Source organism: Mycobacterium sp. NGS17, assembly GCF_059813205.1.
Genome location: NZ_JCALED010000003.1, coordinates 218,094 through 240,220, shown reverse-complemented (window position 1 = coordinate 240,220; position 22,127 = coordinate 218,094). Strand labels below are relative to the sequence as shown.

Annotated in this window: 21 protein-coding genes and 1 pseudogene; 8 read left to right on the top strand and 14 right to left on the bottom strand. The window is 65.5% G+C overall.

What is annotated here, in order from left to right; all coding sequences use genetic code 11:
* The first annotated feature begins 1 nt into the window (after window position 1).
* Window positions 2–1,522 (top strand): fatty-acid--CoA ligase FadD4, encoded by a 1,521-nt coding sequence (fadD4, locus tag AC5Y7E_RS08985; protein ID WP_499948560.1) that lies wholly within the window; start codon window positions 2–4, stop codon window positions 1,520–1,522.
* A 774-nt stretch (window positions 1,523–2,296) separates the two neighbouring features.
* Here fadD4 and AC5Y7E_RS08980 read toward each other — a convergent pair.
* Entirely contained in the window at window positions 2,297–3,322 is a 1,026-nt protein-coding gene (locus AC5Y7E_RS08980) for a fused (3R)-hydroxyacyl-ACP dehydratase subunits HadA/HadB (RefSeq protein ID WP_499920005.1), read from the bottom strand.
* A gap of 126 nt (window positions 3,323–3,448) precedes the next feature.
* Here AC5Y7E_RS08980 and AC5Y7E_RS08975 point away from each other — a divergent pair, with 126 nt between their 5' ends.
* Window positions 3,449–6,604, top strand: a complete 3,156-nt coding sequence (locus AC5Y7E_RS08975) for a bifunctional cytochrome P450/NADPH--P450 reductase (RefSeq protein ID WP_499948559.1) — start codon at window positions 3,449–3,451, stop codon at window positions 6,602–6,604.
* 1 nt (window position 6,605) lies between these two features.
* Here the strand turns inward: AC5Y7E_RS08975 and AC5Y7E_RS08970 are convergent, their stop codons facing one another.
* From AC5Y7E_RS08970 to AC5Y7E_RS08935, 8 genes and pseudogenes are all read right to left on the bottom strand, one after another.
* Window positions 6,606–7,181 carry an N-acetylmuramoyl-L-alanine amidase gene (locus AC5Y7E_RS08970; RefSeq protein WP_499948827.1) on the bottom strand — a complete coding sequence of 192 codons (576 nt, stop codon included), beginning with the start codon at window positions 7,179–7,181 and terminating at the stop codon, window positions 6,606–6,608.
* Window positions 7,182–7,416: 235 nt separating this feature from the next.
* Window positions 7,417–8,310: an N-acetylmuramic acid 6-phosphate etherase gene (locus AC5Y7E_RS08965; protein ID WP_499948826.1), complete on the bottom strand. Its 894-nt coding sequence runs from the start codon at window positions 8,308–8,310 to the stop codon at window positions 7,417–7,419.
* A gap of 129 nt (window positions 8,311–8,439) precedes the next feature.
* A pseudogene (locus tag AC5Y7E_RS08960) lies at window positions 8,440–9,027 on the bottom strand (BadF/BadG/BcrA/BcrD ATPase family protein); the annotation flags it as partial.
* A gap of 86 nt (window positions 9,028–9,113) precedes the next feature.
* Window positions 9,114–9,482, bottom strand: coding sequence for a VOC family protein (locus AC5Y7E_RS08955; RefSeq protein ID WP_499948558.1), 369 nt, complete (start codon window positions 9,480–9,482; stop codon window positions 9,114–9,116).
* Between the two features lie 41 nt (window positions 9,483–9,523).
* Window positions 9,524–10,279 (bottom strand): enoyl-CoA hydratase/isomerase family protein, encoded by a 756-nt coding sequence (locus AC5Y7E_RS08950; protein ID WP_499948557.1) that lies wholly within the window; start codon window positions 10,277–10,279, stop codon window positions 9,524–9,526.
* On the bottom strand, window positions 10,276–11,040 hold the full coding sequence (locus AC5Y7E_RS08945; RefSeq protein WP_499948556.1) for an alpha/beta fold hydrolase: 765 nt from the start codon (window positions 11,038–11,040) through the stop codon (window positions 10,276–10,278). Before AC5Y7E_RS08945 ends, AC5Y7E_RS08950 begins: the two co-directional genes overlap by 4 nt.
* Entirely contained in the window at window positions 11,037–12,092 is a 1,056-nt protein-coding gene (locus AC5Y7E_RS08940; protein WP_499948555.1) for an acyl-CoA dehydrogenase family protein, read from the bottom strand. The genes AC5Y7E_RS08945 and AC5Y7E_RS08940 overlap by 4 nt, the downstream gene beginning before the upstream one ends.
* Window positions 12,089–13,231: an acyl-CoA dehydrogenase family protein gene (locus AC5Y7E_RS08935; protein WP_499948554.1), complete on the bottom strand. Its 1,143-nt coding sequence runs from the start codon at window positions 13,229–13,231 to the stop codon at window positions 12,089–12,091. The genes AC5Y7E_RS08940 and AC5Y7E_RS08935 overlap by 4 nt, the downstream gene beginning before the upstream one ends.
* Window positions 13,232–13,297: 66 nt before the next feature.
* Here AC5Y7E_RS08935 and AC5Y7E_RS08930 point away from each other — a divergent pair, with 66 nt between their 5' ends.
* Window positions 13,298–14,635, top strand: coding sequence for an adenylate/guanylate cyclase domain-containing protein (locus tag AC5Y7E_RS08930; protein WP_499948553.1), 1,338 nt, complete (start codon window positions 13,298–13,300; stop codon window positions 14,633–14,635).
* Between the two features lie 21 nt (window positions 14,636–14,656).
* Here the strand turns inward: AC5Y7E_RS08930 and AC5Y7E_RS08925 are convergent, their stop codons facing one another.
* Window positions 14,657–15,115, bottom strand: coding sequence for a GAF domain-containing protein (locus AC5Y7E_RS08925; protein ID WP_499948552.1), 459 nt, complete (start codon window positions 15,113–15,115; stop codon window positions 14,657–14,659).
* A gap of 85 nt (window positions 15,116–15,200) precedes the next feature.
* On the opposite strand from AC5Y7E_RS08925, the gene AC5Y7E_RS08920 reads away from it, so the two are divergent.
* Entirely contained in the window at window positions 15,201–16,727 is a 1,527-nt protein-coding gene (locus tag AC5Y7E_RS08920) for an adenylate/guanylate cyclase domain-containing protein (protein WP_499948551.1), read from the top strand.
* A gap of 22 nt (window positions 16,728–16,749) precedes the next feature.
* On the opposite strand, the gene AC5Y7E_RS08915 is transcribed toward AC5Y7E_RS08920, so the two are convergent.
* Both AC5Y7E_RS08915 and AC5Y7E_RS08910 read right to left on the bottom strand, forming a co-directional pair.
* Window positions 16,750–17,187 (bottom strand): nitroreductase family deazaflavin-dependent oxidoreductase, encoded by a 438-nt coding sequence (locus AC5Y7E_RS08915; protein WP_499948549.1) that lies wholly within the window; start codon window positions 17,185–17,187, stop codon window positions 16,750–16,752.
* A gap of 61 nt (window positions 17,188–17,248) precedes the next feature.
* Complete coding sequence (locus AC5Y7E_RS08910) at window positions 17,249–17,404, bottom strand: hypothetical protein (RefSeq protein WP_499920016.1); 156 nt, start codon at window positions 17,402–17,404, stop codon at window positions 17,249–17,251.
* Between the two features lie 157 nt (window positions 17,405–17,561).
* On the opposite strand from AC5Y7E_RS08910, the gene AC5Y7E_RS08905 reads away from it, so the two are divergent.
* The 4 genes from AC5Y7E_RS08905 to AC5Y7E_RS08890 all read left to right on the top strand — a co-directional run bounded on the left by AC5Y7E_RS08905 (window position 17,562) and on the right by AC5Y7E_RS08890 (window position 20,643).
* Window positions 17,562–17,864, top strand: coding sequence for an RNA 2'-phosphotransferase (locus AC5Y7E_RS08905; RefSeq protein ID WP_499948548.1), 303 nt, complete (start codon window positions 17,562–17,564; stop codon window positions 17,862–17,864).
* A gap of 9 nt (window positions 17,865–17,873) precedes the next feature.
* Window positions 17,874–19,727 carry an Rv0964c family protein gene (locus AC5Y7E_RS08900; RefSeq protein WP_499948547.1) on the top strand — a complete coding sequence of 618 codons (1,854 nt, stop codon included), beginning with the start codon at window positions 17,874–17,876 and terminating at the stop codon, window positions 19,725–19,727.
* Window positions 19,724–20,146: a hypothetical protein gene (locus tag AC5Y7E_RS08895; protein WP_499948546.1), complete on the top strand. Its 423-nt coding sequence runs from the start codon at window positions 19,724–19,726 to the stop codon at window positions 20,144–20,146. Before AC5Y7E_RS08900 ends, AC5Y7E_RS08895 begins: the two co-directional genes overlap by 4 nt.
* A gap of 161 nt (window positions 20,147–20,307) precedes the next feature.
* Complete coding sequence (locus AC5Y7E_RS08890) at window positions 20,308–20,643, top strand: Imm63 family immunity protein (RefSeq protein WP_499948824.1); 336 nt, start codon at window positions 20,308–20,310, stop codon at window positions 20,641–20,643.
* A 117-nt stretch (window positions 20,644–20,760) separates the two neighbouring features.
* Here AC5Y7E_RS08890 and AC5Y7E_RS08885 read toward each other — a convergent pair whose 3' ends face one another.
* Together AC5Y7E_RS08885 and AC5Y7E_RS08880 are read right to left on the bottom strand one after the other, a co-directional pair.
* Window positions 20,761–21,267: a DUF2505 domain-containing protein gene (locus AC5Y7E_RS08885; RefSeq protein ID WP_499920018.1), complete on the bottom strand. Its 507-nt coding sequence runs from the start codon at window positions 21,265–21,267 to the stop codon at window positions 20,761–20,763.
* Between the two features lie 27 nt (window positions 21,268–21,294).
* Window positions 21,295–21,957 (bottom strand): M15 family metallopeptidase, encoded by a 663-nt coding sequence (locus AC5Y7E_RS08880; RefSeq protein WP_499948823.1) that lies wholly within the window; start codon window positions 21,955–21,957, stop codon window positions 21,295–21,297.
* Window positions 21,958–22,127 lie beyond the last annotated feature (170 nt).

Here is a 22,127-nt window from a genome sequence, read left to right as displayed (position 1 = left end):
CATGGGCCTCTGCGACTACGCCGCTTACACGAAACCCGCTGTGATACTTCATCCTTCTGGGGTGACGGTGAGTTTCGGCCAGCTCGAGGCCAGCGCGAATCGCCTGGCCCATTATTTGCGCCGACAAGGTCTCGTTACGGGGGACACGGTCGCCGCCGTGATGGAGAACAACGAGCACATTCATGCGGTGATGTGGGCCGCGAGAAGAAGCGGTCTGTACTACACCTTGATCAATACACACCTGAGCGCGGCCGAAATCTCTCACATTGTGAATGACAGCGGAGCGAAGGCGATCATTTCGTCAGTGGCGATGCGGGCTGTGTGCCGACAGCTGCCGCAATCACTCCCGGGTGGATTGCCATCGGTGGCGCTTGTCGCCGACGGTGAACTCGAAGGGTGGCGACGCTACCCGGACTGCGTGGCTGCGATGCCAGCGACACCCGTTGCGGTCGAATGCGACGGGCAGCTTCTCCAGTATTCGGCCGGAAGCACTGGACTTCCAAAGGGGATCCGCCGCCCATTGAAGGCCGCCGGCTCTGCTGGGACGCGACTGTCGACGCCCGTCTTCGAAGCACTCGGTGTGACAAGCGAATCCGTCTACATGAGTCCGGCGCCGACGTATCACACCGCACCGGCGATGTGGACGATGGCTGCCCAGGCCATTGGCGCAACCACTGTCATGATGGAAGCGTTCGATGCCGAGGGCGCGCTGGACTGCATCGAGCGGTACGGCGTCACCCATGCGCAATTCGTCCCGACGATGTTCGTCAGGATGCTCCGGCTGCCCAGGGCGACGCGACTGCGGTTCGATCTGTCGACCCTTCAGCGTGTGGTTCATGCCGCCGCGCCGTGTCCGCCCGAAATCAAGCGGCAGATGATCGATTGGTGGGGTCCGATCGTCGATGAGTACTACGGCTCCTCGGAAGGAGCGGGTATCTCATTCATCCGCGCCGAAGACTGGTTGCGCCACCCTGCTTCGGTTGGCAGGCCAATGCTGGGAGTCCCGCACATCCTCGGCGAGGACGGCAAAGAGTTGGCAGCGGGACAGGTCGGCGACATCTACTATGACGGCGGCTATCCGTTCGAGTACCTCAATGATGCGGAGAAGACCGCGGCGGCACGCAACTCCACGGGCTGGGTGACCGTGGGCGACGTTGGCTACCTGGACGACGACGGCTACCTCTATCTCACTGACCGTCGTCATCACATGATCATCTCGGGCGGCGTCAACATCTACCCGCAGGAAACCGAGAATGCCTTGGTGTGTCATCCGCTGGTGGTCGACGCCGCAGTGTTCGGCGTACCGGACGAGGTGATGGGGCAGTCGGTCACTGCTGTTGTTCAGCTAGTCGATCCGGCGCGGGCTACGCCACAGCTCGCCGACGAGTTGACCGGGTGGCTGCGAAATCGATTGGCGAGTTACAAGTGCCCGCGATCGCTGTTCTTCGAACCGCGATTGCCGCGCAGCGACGCCGGCAAGTTGTACAAACAGGACCTGATCAAGAAGTACTCGCGGCGTTGACGTCAGCGCGACGTTGACCTCGGCGGGTATCGAGGCGGTTGCGGTTCTGGGCAGCTCCACCGAGTATTGGCTGGCCGAAGCGATAACTCAATATGTGGGCGTATCTGCGTCACGTCCCATCGCGGCGGCGATGTCACGGTGAGCACGCCCGACCGGACCCACGAAAACACGCATCGGATCGGGCTCTGGTCGCGGAGGCAGAATTTCGTTTGCTTGGATTATCGCTAGTGAACCCTCACGATGGACTTTCGCAGCTAGATGAGGAGCTCTCATGACCTATCGCCGTCTTGCTTGGGCACTCTGCGTGGTGATGGCGGCGGCCATCATTCCCGTCGAGGCCCATGGCGAGCCGCCGACGAAGTGTCTGACCAACACCCCCAAGGGCAAGCAGGTCTACGTGCCCTGCGATCTGCTCAACGCGGGCGCCAACTTCCCACCCGGGCAGCGTTGTCCTCCACCGCTCGAGCAGTACCCGAAAGATGTGGCGGACTGGTGCGGCGAAGGTCCAGGCCTTGCGAGCACTACGCCCACGACTCCGACGGCCCCCACGACTCCGACGAGTCCTACGAGTCCGACGACCAGTCCGACGACCCAACCGAGTTCGAGTTCGAGGACCACTCCGACGACCCCGACGACTCCGACGAGTCCCGCGACCTCAACGAGTCCTGCGAGCCCGCCGGCCTCGAACAATTCGGGGTGAATCGCTGGAGGTTGGTCCTTCGAGGAGGACTTTCTTTGCGGCGACGGGTCTTGACGCCAATTCACCAAGGCGCATCAGCTGAAGCGGACGTTCAACGTCGCCAAACCGAAGATCTTTCGGCCACCGGACTTCGCCCCGACCAGGACGACTCCGGTGCGTGTCGCCGGGTCCAGCGACTTGACCTTGCCGCTGAACTCGATATCGCAGCCTTCTTTGGCCGACACGATCGCGGGCGCCGAGAGTCGTACCGCGTAACGGGTGACGGCACCGGGGTCGCCTGTCCATGTGGAGGCGAATCCGGCACCCAGCCCCATGGTGAGCATTCCGTGGGCGATCACGTCGGGCAAGCCGGCCAGCTTGGCGATCTCCTCGTCCCAATGGATCGGGTTGGCGTCGCCCGCCACGCCGGCATAGTTCACCAGGTCGCCGCGAGACAGTCGGGTGTGATGCACCGGTAGCTCGTCGCCAACCTGCACGCCATCGAAGGACGGCGTCCCGGGCGTGCGACTGCCGTGCTCGGCGATCCGGATTTCGCCCTCGGGGCGCACCGTCTTCTCATACGCGTCATCGGCATCACCGACCGCCGTCAGGTCCACGTCATGCATCATGATGTTCGGCACGGCCAACTTGATCGCCGGATCGACATCCTCGGCGGTGACTCCGACGACGGTGGTGTGCAGGGTGTGCACCCGCTCGCCGGCGGCGTCGGTGAAAGTGTTGGTCACGGTGATCAGGTCCCGACCGGCGATCCTGCGCACCGAGGTCAGTTCGACGTCGATATGCAGTTCGTCGCCGGCCACGATCGGGCGGTGCTGTTCGAACAACTCTTCGGTTTGCATGTAGGTGTCGTAGCCGACGACAACCTGTTCGAACATGCGGCGATTGCAGGTCATGCCCGGCGTCGACGTGAACGTCAGCGGCGCCACCAGGTCCGGATAGCCCAGCTCAGCGGCGGCGTCGACGTCCCAATGCGCGGGGTGATAGTCCTGCACCGCGCGGGCGTACTCGCGTAACTTCTCGCGGCCGACCAGGTAGGTGCCGTCCATCTTGTAGTAGTGGCCGACCCGCGATTCGAGCGCCGACGCTTCTGCTGTGGTCATCAATTGCCCAACTTTTCTATCGGCCCGTTCGGTGAGGCCGACCAGAGCACAGTAACGCGCGTCGCGCCGAGGATGACGTCCGCGGATTCCCGACGACACCGCCGTGTCGAAACCTATGCTGCCCGCATGACCGAGTTCCGTGCGTCCTCCCCGCCGGATCTTCCCGGCATCCCCTCGGCCGAGGGTCCCTTGCCCGGACCGGATCAGTTGGTCGGCCGACCGCGCGCGCTGGCCGTGGATCTACTCGGCGAATTGCACGGGCCACTGTTCTACGCCGACTTCAACGGCGGCTTCAGGAAGCTCTACGCGTGTTCGCTGGAGCTCGTCACCGAGCTTTGCGACGAAAGCCGGTTCGCCAAGAACCTGACGGCAACCCTTGCCCGAGTCAGGCCGTTGGCCGGTGACGGCCTGTTCACCGCCTACCACGGCGAACCGAACTGGCAGCGCGCTCACGATGTTCTGTTACCCGGTTTCAGTTACGCGGGTCTGCGCGCCTACCACGCGGCGATGCTCGACATCAACTGCACCATGATCGACCGGTGGGACGCCAGCGCAGGGGTGGGGCCGGTGGATGTGTCGGCCGACTTGCAGAAGTTGGCCATGGACACCGTGGCGCTCGCCGGGTTCGGTTCGCGCTTCGAATCTTTCGACTGCCCCGGCCTGGCTCCGATCCCACAGAGCTTCACAACGGCGCTGGGGGAGTTGACATCTGACACTCCGACGCCGGTGTTCAAGAAAGAATTGGCCACCTTGCACTCCTTCATCGACGGACTGATAGCCGAGCACCGGTCCCGTGACGGTGAGTGTGACGACCTGTTGGCGTTGATGCTGCAGCAGGATGCGAACGGCAAACCCGTACTGGAAACGGAGAACATCCGCAATCAGATCATGACCTTCCTGATCGCGGGGCAGCTCACCACATCGGAACTGATGCCCAACACGCTGTACAACATCGTCAGCGATCCGACGGTGCTGCACCGGGTGCAGGCCGAGGTGGACACCGTGTTCGGAGCAGAAGACGGCTACCTGCCCAGCTACGACGACATCGGCAAGATGACCTATCTGCGACAGGTCATCGAGGAAACCCTGCGTCTTTCGCCACCCGTATTGCATTTCGATCGAATGGCTTTGGAAGACACTGTGATCGGTGGCAAATATCCCATCAAGCGCGGCGAGGCTGTCACGGTGCTCACCGGCGCATTGCACCGCCAGCCCGGCTGGGGTGACAATGTCGAACTCTTCGACCCCAGCCGCTTCGCTCCCGAACGCTCGGCGGCTCGGCCGGCTGCGTTGTTCAAACCCTTCGGATCCGGTGCAAGATCATGCATCGGCCGGCAGTTCGCACTGCATGAGGCGGCCATGGCGGTGGCCCGGCTCATACATCGCTATCGCCTCATCGATACCTATCACTATGTGCCGCAATGGGAAACTCCCACCAGTCGCCGGCCGGTGGGGTTCCGGCTCGACCTGCTGCGGCGCACGCCGCAGGACCGCAATACCCACACGCTCGACGCCCAGCCGGATGGCGCACACGGCGAATCGCAAAGTCTTGCAACGGCGATGATGGCCGGCACCCGGCTGGCGGTCTTGTATGGTTCCAACCTCGGCACCTGCCGTGCGCTGGCCCGCCAATTCGCCGACGACGCCACGGCTTTGGGCTGCACGGCGACAGCGGCCTCCCTCGACGATGCCGTTGGTGGCTTTCCCGAAGCCGAGGCCGTCGTGATCATCGCATCCTCCTACAACGGGCAGCCGACCGATGACGCGCGCGCCTTCCTCACCTGGCTGCTCGACGCGAGTACCACGCTGAATCCGGCACCCAATGTCGCGGTTCTCGGTGTGGGTGACCATAATTGGGCGGACACCTACCAGGCGGTCCCGCAGCGCATCGACGAGCGCCTCGGCGAGCTGAAGGCCAACCAACTGGTGCCGCGGGCGGCGGCCGACACCTCGGGGGACATGGTCGGCACGATCGAGGAGTTCGCGGCGGCGCTGTGGTCATCGTTGGCCGAACGCTTCGGCGACCCCGACGCCGCACCGGTCACGGATGCGGCCGAACCACTTTATGAGTTGCGCCGGATCGTCGGGCCGGTGACGGCGGCGCTGGACGCACGGTCGTCGGTGATCCCGATGACCGTCGTCGAGAACACCCAACTGGTCAGCCCCGGGCTGGGTCAAGCCAAAACCAATGTCCGCGTTGAGCTTCCGGACGGCGTCGACTACCAAACGGGCGACCACCTAACGGTGATGGCCGACAACCCACCCGAGGTGGTCGACGTGGTTTTGACACAGCTCGGCATCGACCCTGGACTGCGGCTAGCGATCAATCCTCGGCGCAGCTCTCGGCGCCTCATCGCGCTCGACCGAGAGGTCAGCGCACGCGAACTGCTCACGCACTTCGTCGAATTGCGGAAACCGGTGACCAGCAGTCAATTACGTAGACTCGCCGCGGCCAACAACAGTCCCGCGGAGCGCCAGCGGCTCACTGGACTGGCCGAGGCCCCGGACGGCTGCCCGCTGAGCGTGCTGGAGTGCCTCGACGAGTACCCGGCGTGCGTTCTCACCGGTGCCGAGCTGCTTGAGCTGCTGGATCCCATGGTGCCCAGACACTATTCGATCGCATCGTCGTCGATGCTGTCACCGCGCACGGTGGGACTGGTCGTCAGTGTGCTCGATGCGCCGGCCCGTTCGGGTCACGGTCTGTTCAAAGGTGTCGCGTCCAACTACCTCGCGACAATCCAACCCGGACAGGTGATCCGGGCGCGGGTGGACCCGGCTCGCCAGGCGTTTCGGGCCGGTGCCGATCCGGCGAAAAACGTGATTCTGGTCAGCGCCGGTACCGGCGTCGCTCCGTTCCTCGGTTTTCTCGGTGACCGGCTGGCCGCACGGGGCGCGGGTGCGCCGGTGGAGCCGGCGCTCTGCTTCTTCGGGGTGCGTGACCCAGAAGTCGATTACATCTTTCGAGACCGGTTCGAACAGGCCGAAGCCATCGGTATCGTGCGGATGCGCCCGGCGTTCTCCCGCGCGCCGCAGAACGGGGTCCGCTACGTGCAGGACCGGATCGCCGCGGACGCCGACGAGGTGTGGGACCTGTTGAGCGACCCGGCCAAGGACACCCACGTCTACGTGTGCGGCGACGGCGCGCGGATGGCGCCTGGGGTGCGCGGTTCCTTCCTCGACATCTATCGGCAACGGACGGGGGCCACCGACGATGAGGCCCGCGCCTGGTTGAACGGACTTATCGAATCCGACCACTACGTCGAGGATGTGTGGGCAGGGTAGGTCAGTTGCCGGCCTCGATCGACGCGACCCGTGCGGCCGCGTCGGGCCCGCAGAAGCGCTGGAGGTCCACTCCGCCCGCGCCGAGAAGGTCGTCGACGCGGCGCTTGAGGTCGCCCGAGGAAAGGTGGGCGTACAGGTTTCGACCAGGGCAAGACGTTTGGGCCAGGTCTCGATGGCCCGCCAGTGTGGCGGTCGAAACGTGAAAAGTCTGGGCGGCCCATGCGAATGCGCGAGCTGCGCCCTGGAGCTGGGCCTCCGGCACGGCCTCTTGATCGAAGTCTCCTTCGCAGAGCACCAGGAAATGGCCCGTGGTGTCGTAGTCCGTCGCCGTATCGCCCGCGATCTCGGTGCTCCGCAGTTCGTAGATGTTGCCGTTACGGTCGACGCCGACGTGATAGGCGATGTCGATCCACCCGTGCTGGTCCTGGTGGTATCGCTGGTCCTGGCGGAGATGGCTTGGGGCGTTGCGGTTGTCGCCGAGGACGACGGCCTCGTGGTGAAGGGTCATTCGGGTGATGGTGTGGCGCTTGCCTCCGGAGCGGGCCGGTCGGGCGCCCCAGGCGTCCCGGCATAGCAACAGCGTCGAAGTCGTAGCGGTCAGGCTTGCGTTGATCGTGGGGGCCGGGGGAGGAGGTGGCGTTGCACCGGTTTCCGACACCGCATTCGTGCAGCCGCCGACGAGGGACGCCGCCCCGGCGCTACCGGCCAGCATTAGCAGCTGACGACGGCTGACGGGCGCTGGCCGGCCGCACGCTGGCTCACACACGATCCTCACCATACGGGCGTGACGCCGGCCCGCGGGACGTCTTGATTCATGTCCCACCCAGCGCGTGGCGCACGCGTCCGCGCGCCCGGTCGAGCCTGGCGGCGGCCTCGGTCGCGTCGACGCCCGCGAGCAGAGCGACGATCGCGGTCTTGGCGTGACCGCCCGCCCCGGCGAGCGCGGCGGTAGCGGTCCGCTCGTCGACGCCGGCCGCATCGCGGACGATCCGCACCGCTCGGCGGCGCACCTTCGCATTGGTCGCGCGCACGTCGACCATTTGGGCCCCATAGGCCTTGCCGAGCGCGATCATCACGCTCGTCGAGAGCGCATTGAGCACGACCTTCTGCGCCGTCCCCGCGGTGAGCCGCGTTGACCCGGCGAGCACCTCGGGCCCGGTCAGCAGCTCGATCACCACATCGGCAGACGCCTCGCTTCTCGGGTTGTTGACTAGCGCGACGGTCAAAGCACCCGCCGCGCGCGCGTGCTCAAGCGCTCCGAGCACGTACGGTGTGCGGCCCGACGCCGTAATCCCGACGAGCGCGTCGGCAGCGGTGAGATCCGTGAGATCGGTGGGGTCGAACGCATCCTCCGCGCCCTCGATCGCCTCGGTCAAAGCCGTTGGCCCGCCGGCGATCACACCGCGTACCAGGTCGGTGCCGAACGTCGGCCCGCACTCGGCCGCGTCGAGCACGCCGAGCCGACCGGGCGTCCCCGCGCCGGCGTAGATCAGGCGGCCACCGCGTTCGAGCCGCGCGGCAATCGCCTCGGCCGCCGCCGCGATCCGCGGTACAGCCGCCGCAACCGCGCCGTGCGCCTCGCCTTCGGCGGCGACAAGCAGCGCGACGACCTCCGCGATGGGCCGCGCGTCGAGGTCGTCCAGGCCCGGCCGCACGGCCTCGGTGGCGAGCGCGTCGAGGCCGTGCGTCGCACCGGCGGTCTGCATCCGAATGACATGCGGCTCATGGATCGGTCCCAGCCGCAGCGCGCCATCGAGCGCATCGCCGGCGGCACGGATGAGGTCGAGTCGCTCGCGCAGCGCCTCGACCCCTGCCAGTCCGCCGACCATCGCCACCGGGCCATCCCCGGCCGCGCGGGCGGTTGCGGCGAGTGCCTTGGCCGCGGCGCCGATGATCGCCAGCGCCGCGGCGTCGCCTTTCGCGGCGAGGACGTCGGGCGCGAAGGACGCGAGGGCGGCGGCGTCGGTGAGCTGCGCGGGCCAGGTCTCCGGCGCGCCGAAGCGGGCGCGGGCGGCGTCGAGCAGAACGGTGGATGGCCCGCGGCCGTCGTGGCCCCGCAGCGCCGCGCGCAGCCCGGCGGCGCCGATCCACGTGCCACCACCCTCGTCACCCAGCCACGGACCCCAGCCGTCGGCGGTGCGCAGCGCGCCGTCCGCATCGATGGCGAGCGCCACGACGCCGGTGCCCGCGATCAGCACGACGCCCGGCTCGCCATTCAGTGCGCCCGCATGCGCAATTACCGCGTCACTCGTCACCGCAACGCACTGCGCCCTAAACGATTTCAGCAGCGCGTCGCCCAGTGCGCGCGCCGCATCGGGTGCCGCCAGCGCCCCCGCGGCGCCCACGACCACCTCATCGACGGAGCCGAAATCTCGCGCGACGGCCACAATCGCCGCCTCCGCGGCGCGCGCGCCACCGGGCATCGCGAGCCCCGGCGCGCCCGCACCCTCGACCAGCCGGCCGCCTGCCGCTGCCCGACAGGACGTCTTGCCGAGGTCGATGGCGAGGATCATCGCAGCTTCTGTGCGAATTCGATGATGTTGCCGTCCGGATCGGCGATGTGCAGCGTGCGTTCCCGCCATGGTCGATCCACTGGCCCCGTGAGGATCTCGACGCCGAGCCCGCTCAGCCGTTCTGCTTCCGCATCGACGTCATCGATCAGGAAGCCGATCTCACCGCAGGGCGCGTTGCCGCCCTCGCGACCGATGAGCTCGGGCAGCTTCGAGCGTTCGAAAAGCGAGAACTTCGTATTCTCCATGTCGAACTCGACGTAGCCGTCGCCCTCGATGCGCACCCGAAGCCCGAGGACGTCGCGGTAGAACGCCACCGAGCGGCTGAGCGATTCGACATAGTGAATGACGTAGTCCACACGACGCATGCAATGCACCGTATCGGTTTTCGCCGTGAGCCCGAGGAAGTTCAGCGACCGGTAAATGTCGGGGTGCGGCGCTGGGCCGCCGCCGTCACGCCCTCGCGGAAATCCGCGGTCGACTGGAGTCGCGTTTGTTCCTCGAGTTCGTGGGCGGTGGCGGCTGCGACGGCCTCGGCGAGTCCGGCGCGCATCGTCGCACGGATGCTCGTGAGCGCCAGGGGAGCCGAAGCGGCGATCCGCTCAGCGAACCGAATCGCCGCCGGCCGAACGTCGCCGTCGGCAGCCAGCTCGTCGAATAGCCCCGCCGCATAACCGATTTCACCCCCGAAACGCTCACCGGTGAGCATCCACTCCAGCGCCTTTTGCTGGCCGACGACACGAGGCAACGTGGCGGTGATACCGAAACCGGGATGAAAACCAAGCCGGCTGAAGTTGGCCGCGAATTTCGAGGAAGGTGCGGCCACTCGGAAGTCTGCGCTGAGAGCAAGCCCGAGCCCACCGCCGATCGCGGCGCCCTGCACCGCCGCGACAACCGGCTTGCGGGCGCGGAACAACCGGATGGCCTGCGCGTAGAGCTCACCCGGTGACGAGCGATTCTCGGCCGGCTGGGAGAAATCGGCGCCCGCGCAGAAGTGTTTTCCCTCCGCGCACAACACAATCGCCCGGCATTCGACATCGTCGTCCAGTCGCTCGTAGGCGTCGGCGATGCCCGTGATCAAGGCGGTGTCGAAGTAGTTGTTCGGGGGCCGATGGATCTCCACCATGGCCACATGGCCGACGGATTCGACGGTGACATCAGTCAAAGCTGTTCCAACAGGTCGCACACCGCGGCGTTGAACGCCTCGGGCTGGTCCATGTTCGCCGCATGCCCCGCGTTGTCGATGACCAGCTTGCGGGAATTGGCGATCTTGCGGTGCATGTAGTCGGCCGGGGCCAGGAAGTCGGTGTCTTGGGCGCCGACGACCACCAGCGTGGGCACCGTGATGCGCTCGAGCGACGTGATCACGCGGGCGTCCTTTTGGGCCATCACGCCGCGGGCAGCGAGCGGCAGGCCCTCGGGATGCGCATGCAACGCCTGCGCGACTTCCGCCGACGCGTCGGCGCGCTCTTCACCGCGCTCGAGTTCTCGAGCGCGGCGCTCCACCCACGCGTTCCACTTGTCGCGCGCTTCGTCGTTGCGATAACCCGGCCCCGTGTCGACCAGCACCAGCGCGGCCACCCGCTGCGGGTGGACGAGGTGGAAAGCCAGGGATAGGTAGCCGCCCAAGGACATTCCGCCGAGTACGGCGCGATCGGCACCCGCGGCATCGAGAACGGCCGCCATGTCGGCGACGCTGATCTGCTCGGTGTAGCGCGTGATGTCCTCGGGCGCGTCGCTGCTGCCATGACCGCGCTGGTCCCAGACGATCACCGGTCGGTCGACGCTCAAGGCATCGATGTTCGGATTCCACATGCCCGCGGTGGCGCCGAAACCGTGGGTGAGCAAGAGCGGCAAGCCCCGCGCGTCCGGGTTGTGCACCTGATAGGCCAGTGTCACCCCGTCCGGGCGCTGCAGCCGGTTCACGACACCACCTCCGAGCCTGACTGGATGGCTGGGTACAGGGCGTCGGGGCCACCGGCGACCAGGGCCGCGCCGAGTCGGTCGGCCCAGCGGTGATGCCCTCCGGCTTCGTCTCGCCATGCCCAGAGCCGACGGGTCAGATAGTGCAACGGATACTCCTTCGTCATGCCGATAGCGCCATGCGTCTGGTGAGCGGCCGCCGTCACCAATTGAGCGGCCCGGTCGGCAAGCATTTTGGCGCAAGCGATCTCGAATCCGCCCCGGCCGAGTTCGACCGCTTCGACCGCACCGTCGAGGGCCGACGCGACTACCGCGGCCTGCTGGTGGATGGTGACCAAATGGGCTTGAACGGCTTGGAATCGACCGATGGGGCGGCCGAATTGCTCACGTTCGCCGCTGTAGCGCAGTGTCATTGCGGCGACGGCACTTACCGCGCCGGCCATCAGCGCCGCACGGCCCAGGGCGCTGCGCTCCCAGAGCGATTGGTCATTGACCCCGTCTGGTGCGTCGGCGCGCGCGGTTACCCGGACACCTTCGAAAATCACTGTGTCACGCGGCTCTTCGGCGAGGTTGACGCCGCGGCTGACGGCCGGTCCGCCTGATGAGGCCGCCGGTCCGGGCGCGAGCACCACGGCGCCGTCGACGAATCCGATGAGATGCTCGGCGCGGTGGCCCCATGCGACCGCCGGCGCCGTACCGAACAGGCGGCCACCGTCGAGACTCAGCGTCGCGGCGGGTGGCAGTACCGTCCGAACACCCTCGGGGAGCGCGAGACCCGCAGACGCCAATAGCCAACCGCCGACCAGCCCGGCTTCGGCCAGGGGCACCGGTGCCGCGTGCGCTCCCGCGGCGCGCAACAGTTGGATCGCGTCGGCAACGCTTCCCCCGGCTCCGCCCAGCTCCTCTGGAACCGGGACATCACTGAACCCGTTCTGCCGCAATGTGTTCCATAGCTGTGGCGCCCAGCCGGTGGCGTCGGCGTCGCCGACGTCCTCCCAACGGCTGTGTGCGGCAAACAGCTTGTCGGCGGCGCGATACAGCTCGTTGTCGCTCATGACAGCCCTTTGAAGGCGACGGAGCGCAGCACCTCGGTGGTGCCGCCCCGGATGGTGAATGACGGCGCATCGAGCGCGGCGCGACGCAACAATCGCTCGAACAATGACGGTTCCGGCCCCAGCCCGCACACGAGCTCGCGGTCCAACAACTCCCGCAGCGCGCGCACGACGTCTTGTTCGAACCGGGTGCCCATCTCCTTGATGAGCGCCGCCTCGGCCGCGGGGGTGTCGCCGGCATCGATCGCGCGGGCCACCGTCAGCGAGAGTCGGCGTAACACCCAGTATTGGGCCGCGAGCTCGCCGATCAGCCGGCTCCCTTCGCGACTGGCTGCGAGGTCCGGGTGTTCGCGGACAAACTCCTGAACGACCAGGAAGGTTGAGATCCAGCGGTCGGGGCCACTGCGCTCAAAGGCCAACTCGTCGGCGTTCTGTGCCCAGCCCTGCCCGATTTCGCCGATCACCATCTCATCGGAAACCAGCACCCCGTCCAGGAGTACTTCGGCGAAGTGGTCGGTGCTGCCATTCAGGAAGGGGATCGGCTTGACCGTCACGCCGGGGCTTCGCATATCGATCAGGAATCGGCTGAGCCCCGCATGCCGTTCGCCGTCGCCGGTGCGGCACAGCGCGATCATGAAGTCGGCGCGCATGGCGTTGCTTGTCCACACCTTCACGCCCGAAACCCGCCAGCCATCACTGTCGCGCACGCCCTTCGTGCGGACCGACGCGAGGTCGCTGCCGGCATCGGGCTCGCTCATGCCGATACAGAAACACAACTCGCCGCGGCAGATTCGCGGTAACAGCCACCGCTTCTGTTCCTCGGTGCCGTAGCGAAGGAGCACCTGGGCGATCTGTCGGTCGGCCACCCAGTGATGCCCGACGGGCGCGCCCCAGCGCAGCAGTTCTTCGACGACGACGAAGCGGTCGACGGCGGTGGCGTCGTGGCCGCCATAGCGCGCCGGGACCGCCATGCCGATCCAGCCACGCTCGCCCAATGCGGCGGAGAACCGCGGATTCACCTCGGCGCTCATGCCAAGTCCAGGCTCGAACGTCCCCCAGGGCAGCTTCTCGGCCAGGAACGCCCGAACCTGTTCCCGCAATTTCAGTTCTGCGGCGGTGAGCGCGGCAGGCGAGGTGACCATACGTGGAGGCTAACCACCCTCTGTGAAGCGAGGGAAGGTGCCGCCAGGCAGGCGTAAGGTTCGACCATGAACGTCGCGGGCAGCGCGCCGGACATCCACTATGCCAAGAGTGGTGGCCTGAACATCGCGTACTCGGTCACCGGAGAGGGACCCGACCTCGTCGTCGCGCCCGGCTTCATCTCGCACCTCGACATCATGTGTGAGGAGCCGTCGGTCGTCCACTTCTATTCGCGCCTCGCGTCTTTTCGTCGCGTCGTCACCTTCGACAAGCGGGGCACTGGCCTGTCGGATCCGGTCATGCACGCGCCGACTTTGGAAGAGTCCGTCGACGATCTGCGCGCCGTCATGGACGCGGCCGGCTGTGAACGCGCCGACCTGGTGGGCGTTTCGGAGGGCGGCACGATGGCGATGCTGACGGCGGCAGGCCATCCCGATCGCGTGAATGCGCTTGCCCTCTATGGCACGTTCTCCCGTCTGCTCGAAGGAACTGACTACCCGCTCGGCGTCAACGAGGAGCAGCTGTCGGCGTTGGTCGAGGTGAGTGCCAAGGGCTGGGGTGAGGGCGTCGGATTGGGTGCATGGGCTCCGAGCCGGCGGGACGACGCCGATTTCCGGCGGTGGTGGGCGCGGCTGCAACGCGTGGCCGCCAGCCCCGGAATGGTCCGCAACATCTTCGCGCTCTATCCGCAACTGGACATCCGCGACGTGCTGCCCACCATTCAGGCGCCGACGCTCGTGCTCCACCGGCGCGACGACCGGATGGTGAAACTTGAGATGGGCCGCTATCTCGCCGACCGCATTCGCGGGGCCAAGTTCGTCGAGCTCCACGGCGCCGACCACCTCTTCTTTACGGGCGACGCCGATGCCCTGCTCGACGAGATAGAGGAGTTCCTCACCGGCGTCCGGCCGCAGCCTGCGGTCGAGCGGGTCCTGGCCACGGTGTTGTTCACCGACATCGTCGACTCCACGAAGCGAGCGGTCGAGCTCGGCGACCAGCGATGGAAGGAGCTGCTCAGCAGGCACGATGCCCAGGTACGGCGCCAGCTCGCACGTTTTCAGGGTCGCGAGGTCAACACGACTGGCGACGGCTTCCTCGCCCGGTTCGACGGGCCCGCCCGGGCGATCCGGTGTGCCGCGGCGATCCGCGACGTGCTGCGCAGCCTGGGTCTCGAGATGCGGGCGGGTGTACACACGGGCGAGGTGGAGTTGCGCGACGACGACATCAGCGGCATCGCCGTCCACATCGCCGCGCGCGTGGCAGCGGCGGCCGGGGCGGGCGAGGTGCTCGTCTCGCGCATTGTCGTCGATCTGGTCGCCGGGTCGGGTCTTGGCTTCACCGCTCGCGGCGCGCACGCCCTCAAGGGTGTGGCGGGTGAGTGGGCGCTGTTCGCCGTCGAAGGTTGACGGCAGCGGTTATCCGGACGCTCAGTTCCCGGCGGACTGATGCGTCCACGTATCCCAAATCACCTGTGTCGCAACGCCGATCGAGGGATGGTGGATTTCCTGAAAGTTTCTTCCGCCCCGACCGAATGTGGCGACGACGGCGTCCGGCACGTCGTGTTCCAGGATCGGCGTGGACAGCCACTCGCAGGGTCGTATGTGCACCAAATCCACCGCCGCAGCGGTTTTGCCGGCGTCGTAGACGTAGGGCCCGGAGATGCGGCCCAGCCAGAACCACCCACGGGTGTCGCGGGTCCACACGAACGAACCTCCGTCGACCTCGGCGAATCGGGACACCCGACGGGCAAGCCGCTCCTGTTCGGCCGGCCCGCTCACAAGTTGGCCGAACCCGCACACGCCGAGCCTGCGGGCGCGATATATGGCGGCTTGTGGCTCGACGGCATCATTGCGCGATCGCATCGGCGCGCGGTATACGGCGACCATAAGAGACATCGTGCCCGGGCGCTGCAGCCGGGCCGACGCGGCCCTTTCCCGCACATCGCGATCGGCGACGTTTTAATCTCCCGACATGGATCGCATCTGGCAGTGGGCGTGGGATCGATACGGGGCGCGGTATTACTGGTGGGCGTTGTGCGCGGCAGCGTATCTCGTTTCGCTTCCCGTCTACGCCGTGTTCGTATCGTTGCCGATCGTCGCTGCGGAGAAGCAAGGGCGATACGTAGACGCGGCCGCCGTCACCGTTGTCGCGGTGCTGTTACTCGTGTGCATCATGGTCTCTCCTGGTCGCCAATGGATCCGCTACGTGGGGCAGTGGGCCGCCGGTCGCGAGATCGATCGAGCGGCCGCACTCGAGGAGACCTACCGCTACAGCCGCAAATCGTCCGGCCTGACGGTCTGGGCTACCGGCGTATGGGCCGCCGCGTTGTCCGTCGTCGTCGGCGCCATCGCTGGAGCGTCGTGGATCCGGTTGGTGCAGTACGGGATCCGCGGCGCCGTCATCGGAATAGCGGTGCAGCTGATCGCTTTTCACAGCATCCTGGAGGCGATGCAGCGTCCGGTCAGGATCGCCCTTGCCGACGGGACGGGAATTGGGGACTCGCTGCCGCGCTCGCGCCCGAGTTTTGCCACGCGGTCGAACGTGTCCATGCTTGCAGCGGCGTTTGCCTACGCCGTTGCGGGGGCTATGTGCGCGACGGTGCTCGCCCCGGTCAGCGATGCACCGATCCTGTCCGCCGCGATCGGCTGTGCGTTGACACTGGTTTTCGCGGTGCCGGTCACGGTCGGTATCGGGTTTTCACACTCCCTGCAACCCATTCGCGACCTCGCCAAAGGCGCCGAACGCGTTGCGGCAGGGGACTATGGTCAACGCTTGCCGGTCGTCCAGGACGACGACCTGGGCGCCCTGGCCGCGTCGTTCAATCGCATGCAGACGGGTTTGGCCGAGCGGCAACGGCTTCAGGGCGCGTTCGGCACCTACGTCGACCCGGCCCTCGCCGCGCGGCTGCTACAGCAGGGCGACGACGTCTTCACCGGAGAGCGGCGCGAGGTGACTGTGATGTTCGTCGACATCCGTGACTTCACTCCGTTCGCCGAGGCGAACTCCGCCGAGGACACCGTCACGCGGCTCAACGCGCTGTTTGAAATCGTGGTGCCAGCCGTCGTCGACGCCGGTGGGCACGTCAACAAGTTCCTCGGCGATGGCGCTCTGGCGGTGTTCGGCGCCCCCAACGATCTCGCCAATCATGCCGATGCCGCGGTTACCGCGGCGGTGCTGATCCAGCGACTCGTGGCCCAGCGATTCGGCGATGAGCTTCGCATCGGCATCGGCGTCAATACCGGAAAGGTGATCGCCGGCACCATCGGTGGCGGAAGCAAGCTCGAGTTCACCCTGATCGGCGACGCAGTCAACGTCGCGGCCCGCGTCGAGCAACTCACCAAGATCACCGGCGACGCCATCCTTCTCACCGGTTCGTGCGTGGAAGCGCTGACATCTCGGCCGCCCGGACTCCTGAATCGGGGAGCGCACGCGTTGAAGGGAAAGTCGGCCGAGGTGCAGGTCTTCACTCTCGGCCCAGAGGGGCCCGCCGCGACCTGAGTCCCGCGGCTCCCGGCCCGTCCTACCCTCTCGGGGCCAACACCACCACGGGGATGGGTCGCGACGTCTTCTTCTGGTATTCGTTGTAGCGGTTTTGATTGTTCTTGTTGACGATCTGCCACAGCCGCTGGTAGTCGGGATCGCCGGACAGCACCGGCCGTGCTGTGACCGCGAAACGCCTTGGGCCGACGTTGATCTCGACGTCGGAATTGGATTTCAGGTTGTGGTACCAGCCGGGAGCCTGGGGCGCACCGCCCTTGGAGGCGACGACCAGGTAGTTGTCACCGTCGCGGGCGTAGGACAGCGACGTCGTGCGTTGTTTGCCGGTTTTCGCCCCGACGGTATGCAGCAGCAGACTCGGTATCCACAGTGTGCGGTGGCCGATCCACCCGTTCGTCTTCTGATAGACCGTGTCGTGTACCCGTAACACCTGCGAAAAGACCGTTTCCACCAAACTCATGGCTACCAGTCTCACTCAGCGGCGGCGGCCTTCGCCAGTCCCTTCCGCGAGGCCCTTCGGGCTACTGGTGATGCGGTGGTCGCTCGTCAAGTAGCCGGCGCTCGTCTGACGCCTCGCGCACCTGCTCCTCGTCGCCGAACCTTTCCACGTCCTCGGGCGTGACATGCACCCGCTTCGGTCGCGGCGCGGCCGGCGGCTCGTGGGGTTCACGGGGCATGAGGTGATTGTCTCTTATCTCGGGCGAACTTCAGCCCTTTACCCGGGCGATGGACTCGACAGCCAGCGCACGACCTGGTCAAAGGAGGTGAAGGGCGCGAGCGCCCGCGACGAATTATCATTCGGAACACGATGCCGACGAGCGGAAGGGATGGTTTGTGGCCGATAGCTTCAAGGTCGATCCGGTCGCACTGCACCTCGGCAGTAACCACATGTTCAACGCGATTGGTGATGCTGCTCTGGACTTCATCGCCCATGAGGATCGGCTGGCCGAGGCCGCGCCGGGCTGGATCGGATCTTCGGAGCTCGCATTGGGTGAGTTGACGGCACGGTGGGAGGTCCGCCACGACCAGCACAATGAGCGGGTGGACGCGCTTGGGTCCCACGTCGCCGAGGCGATGCTCTGGTATCTCACCAACGAGCGTCAATCGCAACGAGCCTTTACATCGTTGCAGGAGTAGGGGTTTCGAGTGGGGCAGTTGACCCCATCTGATGTCAAGCGTTGGGATCTCGACGCGATTCACAGGGTATTCGAGACGGCCAATGGGCGCGCAAATACCTTGCAGCAGTTGGGGGACAACCTCCAGCAGGTCCACAACGTTCTCATCGGCTGGCAGGGGCAGGCCGGAGAAGCGTTTCGCACCGATTTGGGCAAGGCTCGCCGCGACATCGATGCGGACGGCCAGGAGTCCAAGCAGGTAGCCGCGGCGGTATCGCGCGCCGAGAAGGACGTTAGTGCGTGCAAGCGCGAGCTCGATGACATTCAGCGGGTCGCTGATGCGAACGGCTGGACCATAACGCCGGACTGGCGAATCGACGTGGGCGACACGTGGGTCGGCCGTGACTCCCTGGACTTCGCTGCCCAGCAACAGGTGTTGCAGGACAAGCTGATTGCGTTGAAGGTGCATGCGGACAGCGCCGATCACGAGCTTGCCACCGCCATCCGCAGTGCCGTCGGGGAAGGCCCGTCTCTGCCTGCAGGTCGCCCGGCGCCGCAAAGCGCGCCGAAGCCTGCCGCCGAGGGTCAGCCGCGGTCGTTGCAAGACATGCTTTTTCCGGCGGGCGCCGCAGATCCCGCGTCCGGTGATGGTCCACCCTCACATGCGCCGGCTCCGGCTGGCGGCGCCGGTGGCAATCCCCCCGTGCCGCAAGGCCCCTCGCTTCCCACCGGCAAGCAGGCGGTAAGTGGCCAAGGTGATCAGCTCACACCCGGAAGCCTGGCCGACCTCTTGGGCGGGGTGCAAGGACCGGTGGTTCCTGGCACACCGCCGCCTGCGCTGAAACCCGCTGACGTGGAGAGCTTCAAGGCGATGGCACGCCAAACCATGATCCGCGACGGCGTGCCGCCAGATCAGATCGAGGCGCGTTTGAATGACGTGGTTGGGCGTACTCAGCAGTGGCTCGATAACGGTATGCCCAATTACGTTCCTCCCGAGCCGCAGCGCCCGCCACCGCCCGGATTCGGTGAAGGATTCAGTGACAGATGGTTTGCTACCGACCAGGCGATCAAAAACCTTGTCGGACAAGGAGGACCCGGGGCTCCAAGCGTCCTCAAATCATGGGAGCAGATGCTCAAGAACACGATCGAGACGGCGCCGAACCCGGCTGTCGCGGCGATCGGAGAAGTCAAGAACGCCCTTGACTCACCGAGCCCGGCCTATTATCTCGGCGGCAAGGCCGCCGACGGCGCATTCGCTCTGCCTGGGCTGATTTTCGGTGGCGAGGGAGCGGCCGTTGAAGCGGGACTTGGCGACATCGGCCCTGGTGTGCTCGACACCGGTCCCGTAGTTTCACCGCATTCGCCGATCGGGTTCGATCACCCCTTCGGTTACAACCCGTGGGCAGAGCAGGCGGCCACAGATCTGAATGGCGCGTTCGGGCATGGCGGCCCCACACCGAGCCTCAGTCGACAACTGGCTGACATGTCCACTCACTACGTTGGTGACCACTCGGACCGAGTAGTTCTGGGCAGATTTGATGGCCAGGCAGGTGGTTACATTGGTGACGCCAGAGGGCACGGCGGAATTTACTTCGATACGGGTGACCCAGCTTGGGCTGCTCTAACGCGGAGCCTTGGTCATGCGGAAGCGCAGGGCCTGGCTTGGCAGGTCAATGAACAATTCCTCCGCGGCCATATGGAAGCTGGCATTGCCCGCATCGAATACAATTTGCCGCAGGGGTTCAACACTGTCGAAGAGGTCTTAGCTCTGAGGCCGGACACCTTCTCCGCCAAGGAAATAGCTTACTTGAAGAGCAACGGAGAGGAATACGGTTATCAGCAGGTTGGCAACTCTTGGGTACATGTGGCGGGCGGGCGGAGATGACAGAAGAATTCTTAGCGGGAGTGCGGTCCATTGTTGAGCCTCTGCTGATTCAGCTCGGATTCGAACTGGACGAGTTCGGTGACACTGTTGAACACGGACGGAAGGCTTACGTTGTCTTCTTCCGTTCAGACGATTGCAAGATCCAGATATACGATGCACCGCGTGAAGGCGAGATAAATTGCATGATTGCGCCGCTCGACGCCGATAACATTCTTGGTCTTTATGATCGGTCAGAAAAATGGCATTATCTTCCCAGATTCGCCATCCGACGGGGAGTGTCCTTGGATGAAGTCATGAGGGATAATCCGGCAATCGCGTTCCCAACCATAGACCAATCGCTCGAGGCGGTCCGCGAACGCATCAAGAAGTATTTCCCCGTTGCACATGACGGTGTCCGTGAAATGGGCGGGCCGGGATAATGGAAAACCAGCTAATGAAGGATGTGCACGGTATTGCACCCCGGGTTAGACACCAGTGAACCGGCGAATGCAAATGCGATCAGGACCGCGCCTTGGCCGATAAAGCAGCGGAACTTCAGGCTGAAGTCGATCGGCTATCGGAAACGCTCGGAGTTCGTACTATGCCCGTCGGGCTTCGAACAAACGACGGACTGAATATCTATGTGGTCGACGATGACGCGTATCACTTCACTTTTTACGACCGCGGAAAACTCGGTTTCGACCGGGTCGGCACACTTGATGACCTTCTTTACTGGTACGTCGGAGGGGTGGTTACCAGCCAAGCCGCCAAACGTGTGGGAGATAGAGCAGAGCGCTTCAAATATGAATATCAGGTGCTAAGTCACTTCAATGTTGGTTGGGCTAAGAGGAATGTTCGAGAGACAGCGGCACTATTTCGTCGCAATGGCCAACACGAGGACATCGCCTTACTCCCCGACATTGGCGAAGCGCTATGACAGTGACTCGCGTAGCGCGTAGGCGCAGGCCGGAATGCGGGCGATTCAGCACCGTCCCCAGCCGTAATGCCGCCACATCGCAGCGAATGTTCCAACTGCAGCCGACGCAACCGGGACTTACACGTCGTTCTCGGTAATCCACGTGGTGGTGAAGCGCACCAGCTCGGGGATGCCGTTGGCCAAGTCGGACCCGATAGATTTCTCGAGTTTGCCGCCGAGCAGAGGGATTTTCACCTCCACGCGCAGGGCAGAGCGCATTTGGCAGCCGCCGTCGTCCGTCGGTGCCAGCCAGCTCTCCACGTGACCAGACCCCAATCCGCCGGACGCCAAGACGCTGACCTCCCCGCGCACGCGCCGGTCGGCTTGCGGTCGCCATGTCTCGGTGTGCACGATCTTCAGGTCGCCTTTGATGAGCTTGGACACCAGGCCGGGTAATAGTTGACGGCCGAAATGCTGGCTAATCTGGGCTGTCACCGTGCCGTCGGCATCAACCACCAGCGAGTCGAGCGTGATGTTGGTGGCATCGGCGATGCGGGCCCGCCAATAGTCCTCGCGACCGAACGCGGCATGGATCTGTTCGACACTGGCGGGTGACTCGGTCGAGACGTCGAATGAGCGCGACATATCCATGCATCCTTGCAGAGTTCCGGTTCAGGGCCGCTCGAAATGCTGATAATCGATCGGGGCCGTCCAGTGACCGCCCCACCGCCACCCGCGGTCCGTGAAGACGCGCACGGCGGCGTCCCCGTCGTGCAGGAGTCCTGGGTCTCGTCGGCTGCGGTCCAGGTAACGCGCGGCGTTTTGCGGCTGGAAGGTACCGGTGGCATAGACGCAGGGGTTGAGACGCGGATTGAGGTCGATAGCCCGGCCATAGGCGTGTTGAGACCAGTGATCGCTTCCGGGGATGCCCCGGCAGTTGAACGCCGACGTGTTGTCGTCTTGCATGGAGAGCTCATCGTTCGCGGACGGGTAGTGGTCGACGGTACGCATCTTCTCGATGGGAAATCCGAGTCGGTAGAGCTGAGCGAAGACGGTAATGACCTCCGGCGCCAAGTCCTGATGCACGATCAGTTCGCCGTGGTGCGCCCGTCCGTCGAAACCGATGTGGTCGACCTCGACGCGTCGTAGCTGCGCGGGGTCTACCGGGCAGTCCGGCCGCCAGCTCGCCCCGAGCTCCCCGGCGGTGACCGGCCGAATGTTGCTAGCGGAAGCGGGCGCTGACGTCCCGGCCGCCGACGACGCGGCGGACGACGGCCTGGACGCGGGGGGCTTCGGCACGCCGGTGCATTGTGTCAAGGTCACGATGGCCGCCATCGTGCCCGCCAGCACGGCAACTGATTGCCTGCCGGACGTCAACGGGGATGAGTCCTCACCGCTCGCTCCCAGACCGACTAGATCGCCGCGACCGGGCGTCGCGACACATCCGGGGCCACGGTACTGCACACCGCTCTAACCTGCTGCGCGACAGCCGCTTTGCGCGGAAA